Below are 16,017 nucleotides of genomic sequence, written 5' to 3' on the forward strand. Positions count from 1 at the left end.
GTGTAGATGCTCATCCAGCTTCTTGTGATTGCGTTTCGCATCATAAACTATAGGATGACGCAGAGCCAATTTAATGTGCCTATTGTCCACGTTATCGATGCAATAATATCCATCACCAACCGGACGCAACGTTGAGTGAGGCACAATCCGTCTGTAGACCTGATTGTATTTTGACACCTATCTTTTGATGGGTGTTTTTTTATTATTTAACAAAGCTAAAATTCTATCCAAGGGGAATCATTGATGCTATTTAATTTAGATAGCTTTACGTCAAAATGGCAAATTAATCGATGAGAGTAAAAAGCCTCTGAAAGTTAGAGGCCAGGTCAAAACAATAGAGAAGAGATAGCTATCAATTTACATGCTTTAATGAAAAAAGTAAGCCATGCTGGCGAATTTGTGCAGCTTCTTCAGCTTTATGCTGTTTATCTAAAGCATCAGCAAGCCAGGCAAAGTCGTGAGCATCAGGACGTTGTGCTAAAGCAGATTTAAAGTACTTTTCCGCTTCTTGCCACTCAGCATGCTGTAATGCAAGTTGACCTAAAGTACTATTTAGTAAGGGAGTGGCACCACCAGACTGTTTTATTAGATTGTGTAGGATTTTATTCATAGCTTTGCTATCGCTGACTTGTAAACGAGGAACCAGCAATAAAAGATGTTCATCATATTGCTGTTTTAGTCCATCAGTGATAATTTTTTCTGCTGCTTCACTATCGTCACATTCAATAAGGCGAGCAGCCACGATCGATTGTAGTACCGGATCATGACGTATTTTACGTCCTTGAGACCGCCACCAATCTTTTAGATTTTCGCTGCCACCTTCAGCCGTATATTGATTAATCAAACCTTTATAGGCATTTTTGCGTAATTTATCGATCTCTTCTGCACTGTATAATTTTTCTTTTTGCATAATAGGCAAAAGTTCAATAAGCGCTTGATAAGCCCCAGACCGCTGATAGGCTTGTTCTGCCATTCTTAAGACTTCAGGGTGGCGCGGTGCCTGGTCCAGTAATTTGTCGACACCGTGACGTGCGGCGTAAATTTTATCTTCGGCAAGTTGTATACGGACGCGCGTAATATCAACAGGAAGTTGATGATTGCCCGCGACTTCAGCTGCGCGCTCAAGATATTGATTGGTACGATATTCATCGCCACGTTGTTGAGCAGCTTCGGCTGCCAGTAGATAGTTAACAACGGGTTGTTCTGCATAGTCAGCATGACGTGTCAGTAGTTTTTCAACTTGTGAAAAATCACCTTCCGCTAATTTTAGTAATGCTTTTTGCGTTTGACTATGCGCTTTATGATATTTACGGCCTTTTAGCCAATTATGGGTAAATGATGTCGTGCCGCGAATACGACGATAGCACCAGCCAACAAAACAGAAGATAAATTGTAAAATAATAAAACAGATGATTAAGCCGGTTACACTGGTTTCAATATCGTAGTTGTTGGTTTGGATAAGTACATAACCCTGGTGCCCTGCGACAATGGGACCAATGATGATGCCAGCAATTAGTACAATAAAAAGGATCAGTACTTTTATCATGCAGTTTTCTCCTGCGCGGTTTTATTGCTTGGCTTCACTGCCTCTTCGGTTGGTGTAGGGGGCACTATTTTTATGTCTTGATTTTTTTTCTTTTCATTGGTTGGTTGAGTCTTATGCGGTATCGGTGTTGCAGAAGAAGGGATTTGTCCTTGAATACGTTTTTGTAATGCTTTATCGAGCAGTAATAAACTTTTTAATTCGCTGGGAATATCCATCGTAATAGGTTGTTCAATTAGCTTATCCACTTCGGTGAGGAAGGCTTTTGTTGCTGCGTCGTTGGTATTGAAGTAGATCCGGATCCAAGTTGAAGCTTGCTCTAAGGATTGTTTGTAAATTTGCTCTTGATAACGAGGTACGGCTTGGGCGGTAATCAGTAGTTGTGCTCGAATATTGGCGCGTAGGTAAATATCCTGGTTAGGTGCAAGTAAAGGGGTTTCATGAGAATCTCTACGACGAATGGTAATAAAATTTTTACTGAAACTTTTCCAACTTTGGCTAAGATTTTGTTTCCAATCAGTAATATTATTGGAAAGTTCAGTACTATCTTCATCCATGGGTTTACCATCTGGAGTACTATCATTTATGCGTAAATTATCGATATCACTGCTCAGTTGATTAAGTCTTAAAATAATTCCGTCATAATCAATTTGGGTAATGGCTGATAGCGCACTGATATCACTATTAATCGTTTTTCGGATCTCAATTAAATTAGGATCATTCATTTCTGCTAGGCTTGAATCAGCACTTTTTAATAAAGCAATCGCCGTAACGGGATCATAGTCATTCCAAAGTTTTCGGCCAGCCATTTTGGCCAAGAAATCAGCTTGGGCAAGTAACCAGCGTTTTACATCAGTACTTGAAAGTGTTGTGATTTGAGCTTGTAATTCTTCAACCCTCTGTTCAAGTTGTTGCTCATATTCTTTCTTATCTAACTGGGTAATACGCTGAGATTCAGTTAATTGGTTAATTTGCTGTTTTTCTGTTTCTTGTTGACGCAGTAGTTCATTTATTTGTTGTTGTAGTTCGCTGCTTTCATTGACTATTTGTTGATGCTTTAGATTAAGATAATAATAGAGACAACCACCCAGTATGATAATAAGTACGATAGTAATTATACTACCAAACAGACCAGAACGCTTTTGCCTATGAGAGATACCATTTTTGGCTGTAGATTGCGTTGCTGTTGTAGAGGCATTTGATGTGTTTTCATTTGCCTCATTTGGTTTATTCTGTTCCGTCATAATTAATATCTCAATATCGGTTTATATTAATGCCTGAATTAAAGCATCATTATTAGCACTTTTGGCTACTTTTACTGATTGCCATCCTAATTGGTAGGCAGTACTAGCCAAACGTTCACTGACAACAATTAAATGGCGAGAAAGAAACCAAGGTTTAACATCATCTGTAATTAAGTTAAATAATAAATGCAACATTTCGCCACTGGTAACAATAATTGTTCTAATATTTGCCTGTTGCCATTGCAACTGGAAAATTTGTCGATCATATTTTATTGGTTGACGTTGATAACACTCACAATAATCAATATGGCTTCCGCGCGATTTTAATGTTGTGGCGAGTAGTTCACGTCCACCGTTACCCCGCAATAACAAAGATTTTTTGCCTAATAGTGATTGTAAACCAGGTAATTCAAGTAATGTTTCACTCGTTTCACCTTTTTGAGATAGTTGAATAGGCAAATTAGTTAATTGGTGAAAAGCGGATGCTGTTGAGTGCCCTATACCATAATAGGATAGCGTATCAGGCCATTTTCGTCCTGTTAAATGAAGCGCTGAATTAGCATGCCAAACTGCGTTTGGCGATAAGAAAAAAACCCGATCACCATTAGTTAGCTTGGCTAATTTAGTCGGTAGAAGGGCCAGTTCATTACCGGGTATAATTTTAATCAGTGGGGCATGAAAGGCCTTTTTTCCTAATGACCTAATACGTTGAACAAGTTTTTCACCGCTGGGGTTTGGTCTGGTGACCAATATACTCATCGAGAAAATGCTCCTGGGAAAATGTTGTTAAGAATTTGTTTGGCGCCATTATTGAGTAACTCTTCAGCAAGTTCAATACTCATTTGTTGAGCATCTTCAGGCTTAAAAGATCTTTCTCCACGAATAATTTGACTACCATCAGGCGTACCAACCAGCGCTCTAAGCCAAATTTGTTTATTTTGCCAAATAGCATAGCTACCTATTGGGACTTGGCAGCCACCTTGCAATCGATTATTGACGGTTCGTTCTGCTTGAATACAGATAGCCGTATCATGATGATGTAACGGCGCTAAAAAATGTTGTGTATGGTGGTCATCAAGACGGCATTCAATACCAATTGCGCCTTGGCCAACGGCAGGTAATGAGTGCTCTGGTGGCAGAGGCATACGTATCCGTGTTTCTAAATTAAGACGTTTTAGACCAGCCACAGCGAGAATAATACCATCATATTGCCCATTGTCTAATTTACTCAGCCGTGTTCCCACATTACCGCGCAGATCTTGAATAACTAAGTGGGGATAAGTATGACGTAGTTGGCATTGGCGACGTAGGCTTGATGTTCCAATAATACTCCCAGCTGGAAGGGCATCAAGGGAATCATACTGATTGGATACAAAAGCATCACGAGGATCTCCTCGCTGGCAAATAGCCATTAATCCTAAGTTATTAGGAAAAGTAGCAGGAATATCTTTTATGGAGTGAACAGCAATATCCGCTCGATTTTCTAGTAGGGCATTTTCCAATTCTTTGACAAAAAGCCCCTTGCCACCAATTTTAGCCAGGGGAGTATCGAGTAGGATATCACCTTGAGTACTCATGGGAATAAGTTCGATCGTTAGTGTTGGATGATGTTTTTCTAGTTGTGTTTTCACGAAAATCGCTTGCCACATTGCTAATGGACTTTTCCTTGTTGCGATACGCAGTGTTTGTATTGACATGTTTTTATTTTTCTTAGGTAGTTAGATTATGAGTGAATTATAAAGGAAAGGTAGCCAGTTTTAACATTTTGATAAGTCTTTTTCCAGTTATAGCTGAGCACTTAATAAATATAGCTAATGTATAGTACAGCTTGTAGACAGAAAAAAGGAGGGTTACAATGGCGGCAAAATGATTTTTTTATTGGATGTAAGCAAATAAAAGCATATTTAATTAATTTTTTTATACTTATTTGAATATTTATCATTGAAAATAATTATAAGAAATTTAATAAGAAAATTTAACTAATTGTTTTCTTTTTTATATGGATCATCTATTTGAAATTCTTAGAAACGAAAAAGATTTTTTATGTGAAAGAATGGAAAGCATTTAGTGTAAAAAATAAACAGTTAATGTAGAGGTAATGTACTTTACGCTTTGGGTACAAAATGTTAAATTGATCACGTTTCTAGCAACCTATTCAAAAAGCATATCGCTGTTATCGTTCCCTAATAATAAAGGAACCAATGGCTGAGTTGAGGTTATTCATTTTTAAAGTTAATTCAGGCAAAACTTTTGTATCTTTATATTGAGACACTGAAGCAAAGATTGGATGCGATCAATCAATTACGACTGGAACGAGCATCATCTTCTATGAATGAAGCGTTCAAGCATGTATATGGATTGCTACCAGTTTTATTAAATTATCATCATCCTATGTTACCTGGTTATATTGAAGGTAATGTACCTAATGGTGTCTGTTTTTTTGCGCCTGATACTCAACAAATTAATTGGTTAAAGCAGTTTGAGGCCTATCTCTTTTGTGAACTATCTTCACAACAAACCAATGGTGAATTACCTATTACAGGTATCTATTCCATGGGAAGTACATCATCAATTGGGCAAAGTGATGTTTCTGATTTGGATATTTGGGTATGTCATCAATCATGGTTAGATCAAGAAGAAAGACAACTTTTACAAAAAAAATGCACATTAATTGAGCAATGGGCGTCCTCGCTTGGTATAGATGCTACTTTCTTTTTAATTGATGAAAATCGTTTTCGCCACCATACGAGTGGTAGCCTAAGTGGCGAAGATTGTGGAACGACACAACATATATTACTGTTGGATGAATTTTATCGTACAGCGGTTCGTATGGCAGGGAAACGTTTACTATGGATGATGGTACCGGCAGAAGAAGAAACCAATTACGATGAATATGTTTTATTGTTGTATGCACGAGGAGTCTTAACCCCAAATGAATGGTTAGATTTAGGTGGTTTAGGTGAATTATCAGCTGAAGAGTATTTTGGTGCAAGTTTATGGCAACTGTATAAAAGTGTTGATTCTCCTTATAAAGCTGTGCTGAAAAGTATTTTACTTGAAGCTTATTCCTGGGATTATCCGCGTGGTATGTTGCTTGCAATGGAATTTAAGAAACACTTGCATGCAGGAGAAATTGTTTCTTATGGCCTAGATGCCTATTGTTTAATGTTAGAACGCGTTACGCGTTATTTGATAGAAATCGGTGATTTTAAGCGTCTTGATTTGATTCGTCGCTGTTTTTACCTCAAAGTTTGTGAAAAATTGTCGGGTGGAAACAATAACTGTGCGAGTGATGGTTGGCGAAGGCATGTGTTATCACAGCTTGTTACTTCATGGGATTGGAGTACAGAGCGATTAAATATTCTCGACAAGCGAAATTATTGGAAAATAGAGCAGGTTCGAGATGCGCATAATGAATTACTTGATACCATGATGCAAAGTTATCGTAACCTTATTCGCTTTGCACGTCGTAATAATTTACGAGTAAGTGCTAGTCCACAAGATATTGGTGTGTTGACGCGGAAGTTGTATGCAGCCTTTGAAGTATTACCAGGCAAAGTCACTTTGGTTAATCCGCAAATTTCGCCAGATTTATCTGAGAGTCATCTCACTTTTATTTATGTTCCTGCCGGGTGCGCGAATCGTAGTGGTTGGTACTTATATAATAAGGCGCCGACGATAGATTCTATTATTGGACATCAGCCGTTAGAATATAACCGTTATCTTAGTAAATTAGTGGCCTGGACTTACTTTAATGGTTTATTGACAGAACAATCTCATATTTATATTCATAACGGTGGATCACAATGTGATGAAAATAAATTACATCAATTTGTTAATGATATAACGACAAATTTCCCTATTCGCTTACTGGCTCCCACACCAAAAGCTTTATATAGCCCCTGTGAAATTCGCCACTTAGCCATAATTGTTAATTTAGAGAAAGATCCGACAGCGGTGTTTTCTGATCAAATAATCCATTTTGATTTACGTAAATTAGACATATTGAGTTTTGGTGATCCACCACAATGCTTAGTCAGCAGTATTGATCTACTGTATCGCAACTCTTGGAATGAGGTGAGAACACTGCATTTCTCTGGTGAGCAATCTATGTTGGAAGCATTAAAAACGATTCTGGGCAAAATGCATCAAGATGCTGAGCTACCAGATGTGGTTGAAGTTTTTTGTTATAGCCAACATATGCGAGGGTTGATTGGTACACGTGTTCAACAGCTGGTTTCAGAATGTATTGAACTCCGTCTCTCAAGCAGTTGTAATGACTCAGGGCGTTTCAAGGCATTACGTATTGCAGGTCAAACCTGGGGATTGTTTTTTGAGCGGTTGAATGTTTCTGTGCAGAAATTGGAAAATGCAGTCGAATTTTATGGTGCAATTTCTAATAATAAATTACATGGCTTACCGATAAAATTGAATGTCAAAGAAACTTATCATCTACCTTTAGTTGTTGATGGTTATGCAAGTGAAGGGATTGTGCAATTCTTTTTTGAGGATACGGAAGATAATCATGGTTTTAATATCTATATTTTAGATGAAAAAAATCGGGTAGAAATTTATTCACATTGTGAAGGAAATAAAGAAGAACTTGTTAGGGATGTAAGCCGTTTTTACTCATCATCACATTATCGTTCTACCTACCGTACAAATTTAGTCAATTTTAATTTGCCGCAATTTTACCAGATAATAAAAGTAGAAGATAAAAATCAAGTCATTCCTTATTTGTCTGGCTCATTTTCTAATTCACAGTTCAATGAAAATGTCTGTCGTGAAGAATCAGGCGTTAGTTTTTATATACATTAAATAATAAAGAATGATATTTGTTTTTTTAGTAGTTAAAGATCAAATGAAAATGGTTCACCGCTTTGTTCACTAATCGCATAGGCTAATATTTGGATAAAATTTTTCTTGCTGCGAGCACAATACCAATTGTCTGCCTTATAATTAAAGTGGTAACCACCTGAGCGCGTTGCTAGCCATATTTGATGGAGTGGTTCTTGGCGATTGATAATAATTTTACTGTCATTTTCGAAGGTTAGCGTCATAATACCGCTATGGGTTTCGCAATCGATATCATTATTACCATCATATTGATCGAGTTGTTCTTCTATTCTATCCATCAATTTATCAACCAGTTGATGAAATTCTGTGTCAGTCATCGCCAATTTCCTATTTGCTTTTCTGTGCCTAACTGCGATTATAGATTATAAAGGATAATGATTTAAGAATGCAGGCTTTAACATAATGAAAAAATTAATTTGGCTATTTATGATATCGATATTATTAACCCTACTTTCTGCCTGTGGTTTGAAAGGGCCACTCTATTTTCCAGCAAAAACAACAGCTAAACAAAAGGCTGAAAGTACGATATCGTCTAAAGAGACAGAACATCAATCGATACAGACAGAAACACTTCACCAATAGATTAATGAAAAAATAGCCAATTGATTATGATGGAGTAGAAAATGCAATTCTCCAAAATGCATGGTTTGGGTAACGATTTTATGGTGGTAGATGCCGTTACTCAAAATGTTTATTTTTCTCCTGAGCTTATTTGTCGTTTATCAGATCGACATAGGGGGATTGGATTTGATCAGCTTTTAGTTGTTGAAGCACCTTATGATCCTGATCTTGATTTTCATTATCGTATTTTTAATGCCGATGGTAGTGAAGTGGCTCAATGTGGTAATGGTGCCCGTTGTTTTGCGCGTTTTGTTCGCCTTAAAAAACTGACAAACAAACGCGATATTAAGGTAAGTACTCAATCCGGTAGATTGACATTATCGGTAGCAGAAAATGAAGATGTTTGTGTCAATATGGGAGTTCCTGAGTTTGAACCAAATAAAGTGCCTTTTAAAGCGCAAAAATCTGAGAAAACTTATATAATTAGAACTCAACAACAAACAATATTATGTGGAGTCGTTTCTATCGGGAACCCTCATTGCGTATTACAGGTTGAAGATATTGACACGGCTGAAGTGGCTTTATTGGGGCCGATGCTTGAAAAACATGAACGTTTTCCTGAGCGGGCTAATATAGGATTTATGCAGGTTATTGATCATGAACACATTCGATTACGTGTACATGAACGTGGTGTAGGAGAGACACAGGCTTGTGGAAGTGGTGCCTGTGCTGCTGTTGCTATCGGTATTCAGCAAGGCTTATTAAGAAAAAGTGTCCGTGTTGATTTACCCGGTGGCATGCTAAAAATTCGTTGGAATGGATTGGGTCATCCTCTATTTATGACAGGCCCAGCGACACATGTTTATGATGGTGTTATTCATTTCTAGGTTTTGTTTGGTTAAAAGGTCTTTTATTATGGATAAAAAAGAAGCAGCATTTGATCCTCAACCTCTGTTAGATGATCAGACTGTCGTGGAATATCTGAAAAGCAATCCTCATTTTTTTATTCGCAATGCCGCTGCTGTTGAACAGATGCGGGTTCCTCATCCTGTTCATCACGCGGTTTCATTAGTTGAATGGTCTATGAAGCGTCAACGAGTTTGTATCCAAAATCTAGAACAGGATATGCAACTCTTGGTTGAGCAGGCTCGCAATAATGAAATACTCTTTAATCGACTGTTAAAATTGGTTATCCAGCTATCAACGGCAGATGACTTTGCCGATTTTCAGCAACGTTTATATGCCTGGTCAAGAAGTTTTGGTTTGAGTGGTGCTTATATTCGCTTGTTTAGTGATTGTTGGCAGCTAGGTGTACCGATGGATGCACAAAAAGTTATGATTTCACGTCAAGCTTTTGAGCCTGTCCGTATTCAGCGATTTGGTGGAAAAAATCACTATCTTGGCACGTTAAATAATCCCGAAATATTGTTATTAATGCCAGATGCAAATCATGTTGGTTCGGTGGCTGTTTCTTTATTAGGACTTTATGGTAATTTAGGGATGGTGATCTTTAGTAGTCGTGATATTCAACATTATCAAAAAGGTATGGGAACGACCATGCTTGACCATTTAGCCAAATTATTACCTGATCTGCTTTTGCGCTGGGTAACACGGGCATGAATGCAACACGGCAACGCTTGCAGCAACAAATTGATGATTTTTTACGTTACTTACGTGTAGAACGGCAGCTAAGTCCAGTGACGCTTATTAATTATCAACGTCAGTTAGCCGTATTAGTGGATATGGCTATAGATATGGACATCAATGATTGGGCACAATTAGAGACATCACATGTTCGTATGATGGTTGCAAAGTGTCGCCGACAAGGATTGCAGGCCGCGAGTCTTGCTTTACGTCTTTCGTCATTAAGAAGTTTTTTAGATTGGTTAGTTGGGCAGGGCCTAATAACAGCTAATCCAGCTAAGACAATCAGAGCGCCGAAAAATAAACGCCATTTACCTAAAAATATCGATGTGGATGAAGTCAATCAGTTGCTAAATATTGATTTAGCAGATCCTTTATCTGTACGTGATCGAACCATGTTGGAAGTAATGTATGGTGCTGGATTACGTTTATCTGAGTTAATTAATTTGAATTGCCAACATTTGGATTTACAAAGTGGTGAAGTTCGGGTTATGGGAAAGGGTAGTAAAGAGCGGAAAGTACCATTAGGACGTATAGCTGTAGAATGGTTAATTCGTTGGCTTGAGATGCGTCAGCAATATGCTAAGCAAGACGAGGCGGTTTTTATCTCAATACAAAGAGGCAAACGCATTTCCGCTCGTAATGTACAAAAGCGTTTTGCGTTATGGGGAATTCGTCAGGGGGTTAGAAGTCATATTCATCCTCACAAGCTTCGTCACTCTTTTGCCACTCACATCTTGGAATCAAGCGGAGATTTGAGGGCAGTTCAAGAGTTACTTGGACATGCCAATCTTTCTACCACCCAAGTTTATACTCATCTAGATTTTCAGCATTTAGCCAAGGTTTATGATGTGGCTCATCCACGAGCAAAAAGGGAGAAACCTTGAGTGCGCTTTTATCGGCAATTAGCACCTATTGCAGCGATTACTTTTGATTTGGATGACACACTGTATGATAATCGTCCTGTTATAGATAAAACTGAACAAGAACTGTTAAATTTTATTCGTTGTTATGACGATCGCTTTGATAAGCTTCAATTTGCCGATTTAAAAAACTATCAAACATTAATTGTTAATCAGTATCCTGAAATTTATCATGATGTCACACAGTGGCGTTGGTTAGCAGTAAAAGCGTTACTTTGTCATTACGGTTACGATAGCGAAGGATCTGCTGGCGGTGCTGACGATATAATGGCACACTTTTCTTATTGGCGTAGTCAAATTGTCATCCCAGAATTAACCCATAAAACCTTATCTACTTTAGCCGAAAAAGTCCCACTAGCGGCCATTACTAATGGCAATGCCGATCCTTATGCTTGCGGATTAGGCGATTATTTTCAATTTGTTTTAAAAGCGGGGCCAGATGGACGCGCTAAGCCGTTTAGTGATATGTATTATCTTGCCGCGCAGAAATTTAATATTGTATTGGATAAAATTTTGCATGTAGGTGATGATTTAACAACGGATATTCAAGGGGCTTTACAGAGTGGCATGCAAGCTTGTTGGATCAATACTAATAATAGTAACTTACTAACCGCCAATAAGAATGACATATTGCCTCATGTTGAGATAACCGGTTTGGCTTCACTCATTACGCTGGTATAATCTTCTTATCTGGTTAAAAACACAGTAGTGATTCATTGACTGCTCTCTTAATTTAATGGTAACCATGAACGCCTCATATTTACTTGAAAACTTAAATGATAAGCAACGCGAAGCCGTTGCGGCACCTAGAACGAATATGCTAATACTTGCCGGTGCTGGTAGTGGTAAAACTCGGGTACTTGTTCATCGAATAGCTTGGTTACTGGCGGTTGATAAGGTTTCGCCTTTCTCTATTATGGCGGTGACGTTTACCAATAAAGCGGCAGCTGAGATGCGTCATCGTATCAATGCGTTATTAGGTAGCGATCAAGGCGGTATGTGGGTAGGAACTTTTCATGGCTTGGCCCATCGTCTATTGCGCGCGCACTATTTGGATGCCAATTTAGTGCAAGATTTCCAAATCTTAGATAGTGATGATCAATATCGATTATTACGTAGAATTATCAAAGCCATCAATTTAGATGAGAGTAAGTGGCCACCACGTCAGGCTATGTGGTACATCAACGCAAAGAAGGATGAAGGATTAAGGCCCCAGCATATTGAGAGTTATGGTAATCCAACAGAAGCAACTTGGTTGCGAGTTTATCAGGCTTATCAGGAAGCGTGTGATCGGGCCGGATTAGTTGACTTTGCTGAACTTTTATTGCGTGCCCATGAGTTGTGGTTGAATAAACCACATATACTACAACATTATCGTGATCGTTTTACCAATATTCTGGTTGATGAATTTCAAGATACTAATAGTATTCAGTATGCCTGGATACGTGTTTTGGCCGGTGATACCGGTAAGGTGATGATTGTTGGCGATGATGATCAGTCAATTTATGGTTGGCGTGGCGCGCAAGTAGAAAATATTCAACGTTTTTTGCAAGATTTTCCGGCAGCGGAAACTATCCGGCTGGAACAAAATTATCGTTCGACTAACAATATCTTGAAGTCGGCTAACGCATTGATTGCCAACAATAATAATCGATTAGGGAAAAATCTCTGGACAGAAGGGGCTGATGGTGAACCTATCTCGCTTTATTGTGGCTTTAATGAGTTAGATGAAGCACGTTATGTAGTTAGTCGCATTAAGCAATGGCATGAGAAAGGTGGCTCTTTAAAACAGTGTGCCATTCTTTATCGTAGCAATGCCCAATCACGGGTACTTGAAGAGGCCTTGTTGCAGTCTTCAATGCCTTATCGAATTTATGGCGGCCAACGTTTTTTTGAGCGGCAAGAAATTAAAGACGCACTCTCTTATTTACGTTTGGTTGCCAATCGCAATGATGATGCATCATTTGAACGAGTGGTTAATACGCCCACTCGCGGCATAGGAGAACGAACATTAGACACTGTTCGTCAGGCGGCACGCGAGAAACAACTCACGCTTTGGGAAAGTTGTGAATATTTATTAAGAGAGAAAGTTCTTGCCGGCCGTGCGGCGGGGGCGATTGAACGGTTTCTTGAGTTAATTGATGCATTGGCTAAAGAAACGATGGATATGCCGTTACATGTTCAAACTGACCGAGTGATCCGCGACTCAGGTCTGCGGGCAATGTACGAGCAGGAAAAAGGTGAAAAAGCGCAAGCGCGTATTGAAAACCTTGAAGAGCTAGTCACTGCTACTCGTCAGTTTAGCTATCAAGAAGAAGATCAAGATCTCATGCCACTACAAGCATTTTTGTCTCATGCTGCGTTGGAGTCGGGTGAAGGGCAGGCGGAACTACATCAGGATGCCGTTCAGTTAATGACTCTACATTCGGCAAAAGGTCTAGAGTTCCCATTGGTCTTTATTGTGGGTATGGAAGAAGGTATGTTTCCAAGTCAAATGAGTGCGGAAGAGAGCGGACGGCTGGCAGAAGAACGACGGTTAGCTTATGTTGGATTGACTCGGGCGATGGAGAAATTGACGCTGACTTATGCGGAAAGCCGTCGATTATATGGTAAGGAAGTTTACCATCGTCCTTCGCGTTTTATTGCTGAATTACCCACAGAATGTATCGAAGAAGTCCGTTTACGTGCAACGGTTTCACGTCCAATTAGCCATCAACGACTTGGTACCCCAATTAATCGAAATGATAGTGGATATGCATTAGGTCAACGGGTGCGTCATCCTAAGTTTGGTGAAGGAACTATTATTAATTTGGAAGGCGATGGTGAGCGTTGCCGCTTGCAGATAGCATTTCAGGGCGAAGGGATTAAATGGCTAGTTGCCGCTTACGCCAAATTAGAGTTGCAATAACTGAACATATTATTGCTTGCAGGATCTAGTATTTTTGTTACTAATTAATCCTCTATTTATTTTACTATTTGGGGTTCTAAAGGAGGCGCCATAATATGCTGCTGGCATTTAAATTAGACAACCACCGTTTGTCTCGTCTGGAACTTGATGAAGGTGAAAAACTGACAGATGCTGTATGGGTTGATTTAATGGAGCCTGATGAGAAAGAGCGGCAAACAGTACAAACTGAATTGAAACAATTATTAGTAACTCCATCTGAATTAACCGATATTGAAGCTTCGGCTCGTTTTTTTGAGGACGAAGATGGTTTACATATTCATTCATTTTTTTATTATCAAGATAGCGATGAACATGTTGGTAATTCGACGGTTGCTTTCACTTTTCGTGATGGTCGCTTATATACGTTACGGGAGCGTGATCTGCCGGCTTTTCGTTTGTATCGTATGCGTTCAAGAAGTCAAAAACTGATCGATGCTAATGCTTATGAGTTATTTTTAGATTTATTTGAAACTAAAATTGAACAACTTGCTGATGTAATAGAAAATATTTATAGCGTATTGGAATCGTTAAGCCGAATTATTCTGGAAGGTAAACAAGGAGATGAACTTGATAGTGCGCTTTCTAATTTAGCGGAACAAGAAGATATTGGCTGGAAAGTGCGATTATGTTTGATGGATAGTCAACGAGCATTAAATTTTTTGATCCGCCGGGCAAGATTGCCGGCAGGTCAGTTAGAGCAAGCAAGAGATATTTTACGTGATATTGAATCACTGTTACCCCATAATGAATCGCTATTTCAAAAAGTAAACTTTCTTATGCAAGCAGCAATGGGTTTTATTAATATTGAACAGAGTCGTATTATTAAAATTTTCTCCGTTGTTTCTGTGGTTTTTTTACCGCCAACGCTGGTGGCGTCCAGTTACGGTATGAATTTTGAATTTATGCCTGAATTAGGATGGCGTTTTGGCTATCCGGCAGCAATTATATTGATGATTATCGCCGGGCTGGCACCCTATCTTTATTTTAAACGTAAAAATTGGCTCTGAATTTATCAGACGATAAAAGAAAACTTGAATACAGCGAAAGACCAACTTGATAACTTAAGCTTCATATAGCGTTTAATTTAATATAGATTTTATGGTTTGCTAGCTTGGTTATTTTAACTCACTAAGTAAGTGGCTATGCCGGTTGCGATATGTTTATTTTCTTCATTATGCAATTCGGCTCGGGCAACGGAGATCTTATTACCTGTGCGAATGATTTTGCCACTAGCAATAAATTTTTTACCACGACCAGGATGCAAGTAATTAATATTTAAATCGATGGTGCCAATCGTTGATAAGCGTTTTCTAAGCGCTTCTTTTGAAAATGAAGTCATTCGATTTAATACATTACCAATGCAAACTAAGCCGCTGGCAACATCTAATACTGAAGCAATGACACCACCATGTAAGATCTGCTGTTCAAAGTTGCCTATCAATTCTGGTTTATTGTTAAAAACCAACTTGATCTGTGTCTTATCAAAGCATAACACCTCAAGACCTAATAATTGGTTGAACGGCATCTCATGAATAAATTTTGCAATGATAAGTTTCTGAGCATCGTCTAATGTAAAGGTAGGCGTATTCATAAATATTCTCTTATGTACAACGCTATGTTACAAAAGGGTTCTTGCCCATTTCGGCAAAATTTCGCCTGCCGGAATGGGCGAGGTTCGTCTTTAACATAGAGTGTATTGTGCGATCCTGAAAATTAATAGTAGTCATTATTTCGTTTGTTTTGATAGTAAATTATTCCATACCCTATGCCATTTATTGCTAGAAAAATAATGAACTGCCAGAATGCAGTTCCGTACCATTCAGGCTCTATCTTAATGGGAAAATTGTCTCGAATCCCTGCTTTATAGTCGAGTATAGGGAAAAAGCTACACCATAGTAGACTGAGCATAAGTGGGGTTGTTAATTTTATTACGTTGAAATTTGAACGGAAGTACCAAATAATAAAGCTGATTAGTGCGATCCATATGACAATTTTGATGCCTGTATTAATTGCGATGTCAAGAGGAATTTCAAAAATCTTCTTGATCCAGACAGCAAATCCTATAAGTAGTAAAAAACCTAAAACAACAAACAAAATTTCAATTTGATTATTATCTGTGCGGTTCATCTATATTTTCCTTTTTTAAAATGCTTAATTTTTAGTCTTTTTTTCTCATAACATTGACTGTTATGTTTAAATTTTCACCGCGAAGCGGTTCGGAAGTTCTGTTACACCCGAACTTTACCGTGGTTTCCCACGGTAATTATTAGATTAATATTACTCTTAACTATTATTTAA

At 38.4% G+C, this 16,017-nt stretch carries 15 protein-coding genes; 8 read left to right on the forward strand and 7 right to left on the reverse strand.

From position 1 onward, the window contains the following. Positions 1-352: 352 nt before the first annotated feature. The 4 genes from hemY to hemC are packed head-to-tail and all read right to left on the reverse strand — an operon-like array spanning position 353 to position 4,484. Positions 353-1,546 (reverse strand): protoheme IX biogenesis protein HemY, encoded by a 1,194-nt coding sequence (gene hemY / locus ArsFIN_RS01080; RefSeq protein ID WP_026822654.1) that lies wholly within the window; start codon positions 1,544-1,546, stop codon positions 353-355. Next, a complete protein-coding gene (hemX, locus tag ArsFIN_RS01085) occupies positions 1,543-2,787 on the reverse strand; it encodes a uroporphyrinogen-III C-methyltransferase (RefSeq protein WP_026822655.1) in 1,245 nt (414 codons plus the stop codon). The genes hemY and hemX overlap by 4 nt, the downstream gene beginning before the upstream one ends. Before the next feature lie 21 nt (positions 2,788-2,808). Beyond that, complete coding sequence (gene hemD, locus ArsFIN_RS01090; protein ID WP_026822656.1) at positions 2,809-3,546, reverse strand: uroporphyrinogen-III synthase; 738 nt, start codon at positions 3,544-3,546, stop codon at positions 2,809-2,811. After that, the gene (hemC, locus tag ArsFIN_RS01095; RefSeq protein WP_026822657.1) at positions 3,543-4,484 is read right to left on the reverse strand and encodes a hydroxymethylbilane synthase; all 942 of its coding nucleotides are present in this window, start codon (positions 4,482-4,484) and stop codon (positions 3,543-3,545) included. Before hemC ends, hemD begins: the two co-directional genes overlap by 4 nt. A 553-nt stretch (positions 4,485-5,037) precedes the next feature. Between hemC and ArsFIN_RS01100 the strand changes: the two genes are divergently transcribed. Next, on the forward strand, positions 5,038-7,605 hold the full coding sequence (locus ArsFIN_RS01100; RefSeq protein WP_034249538.1) for a class I adenylate cyclase: 2,568 nt from the start codon (positions 5,038-5,040) through the stop codon (positions 7,603-7,605). 32 nt (positions 7,606-7,637) lie between these two features. On the opposite strand, the gene cyaY is transcribed toward ArsFIN_RS01100, so the two are convergent. After that, positions 7,638-7,961, reverse strand: coding sequence for an iron donor protein CyaY (cyaY, locus tag ArsFIN_RS01105; protein WP_026822658.1), 324 nt, complete (start codon positions 7,959-7,961; stop codon positions 7,638-7,640). 85 nt (positions 7,962-8,046) lie between these two features. On the opposite strand from cyaY, the gene lptM reads away from it, so the two are divergent. From lptM to corA, 7 genes are all read left to right on the forward strand, one after another. After that, complete coding sequence (gene lptM / locus ArsFIN_RS01110) at positions 8,047-8,226, forward strand: LPS translocon maturation chaperone LptM (RefSeq protein ID WP_034249540.1); 180 nt, start codon at positions 8,047-8,049, stop codon at positions 8,224-8,226. Positions 8,227-8,267: 41 nt separating this feature from the next. Continuing rightward, positions 8,268-9,092, forward strand: coding sequence for a diaminopimelate epimerase (gene dapF / locus ArsFIN_RS01115; RefSeq protein ID WP_026822659.1), 825 nt, complete (start codon positions 8,268-8,270; stop codon positions 9,090-9,092). Between the two features lie 28 nt (positions 9,093-9,120). Next, on the forward strand, positions 9,121-9,825 hold the full coding sequence (locus ArsFIN_RS01120) for a DUF484 domain-containing protein (protein WP_034249542.1): 705 nt from the start codon (positions 9,121-9,123) through the stop codon (positions 9,823-9,825). Further along, positions 9,822-10,736, forward strand: a complete 915-nt coding sequence (xerC, locus tag ArsFIN_RS01125; RefSeq protein ID WP_026822661.1) for a tyrosine recombinase XerC — start codon at positions 9,822-9,824, stop codon at positions 10,734-10,736. Before ArsFIN_RS01120 ends, xerC begins: the two co-directional genes overlap by 4 nt. Continuing rightward, on the forward strand, positions 10,737-11,453 hold the full coding sequence (yigB, locus tag ArsFIN_RS01130) for a 5-amino-6-(5-phospho-D-ribitylamino)uracil phosphatase YigB (protein WP_026822662.1): 717 nt from the start codon (positions 10,737-10,739) through the stop codon (positions 11,451-11,453). 64 nt (positions 11,454-11,517) lie between these two features. After that, positions 11,518-13,680 (forward strand): DNA helicase II, encoded by a 2,163-nt coding sequence (uvrD, locus tag ArsFIN_RS01135; protein WP_135677412.1) that lies wholly within the window; start codon positions 11,518-11,520, stop codon positions 13,678-13,680. Between the two features lie 95 nt (positions 13,681-13,775). Beyond that, positions 13,776-14,726, forward strand: a complete 951-nt coding sequence (corA, locus tag ArsFIN_RS01140; RefSeq protein WP_026822664.1) for a magnesium/cobalt transporter CorA — start codon at positions 13,776-13,778, stop codon at positions 14,724-14,726. Positions 14,727-14,839: 113 nt separating this feature from the next. On the opposite strand, the gene ArsFIN_RS01145 is transcribed toward corA, so the two are convergent. Continuing rightward, on the reverse strand, positions 14,840-15,310 hold the full coding sequence (locus tag ArsFIN_RS01145) for a thioesterase family protein (RefSeq protein ID WP_026822665.1): 471 nt from the start codon (positions 15,308-15,310) through the stop codon (positions 14,840-14,842). Between the two features lie 122 nt (positions 15,311-15,432). Then, positions 15,433-15,846 carry a hypothetical protein gene (locus tag ArsFIN_RS01150; RefSeq protein ID WP_246067307.1) on the reverse strand — a complete coding sequence of 138 codons (414 nt, stop codon included), beginning with the start codon at positions 15,844-15,846 and terminating at the stop codon, positions 15,433-15,435. Positions 15,847-16,017: the final 171 nt, after the last annotated feature.

It is taken from the genome of Arsenophonus nasoniae (assembly GCF_004768525.1).
Classification (GTDB): domain Bacteria; phylum Pseudomonadota; class Gammaproteobacteria; order Enterobacterales; family Enterobacteriaceae; genus Arsenophonus; species Arsenophonus nasoniae.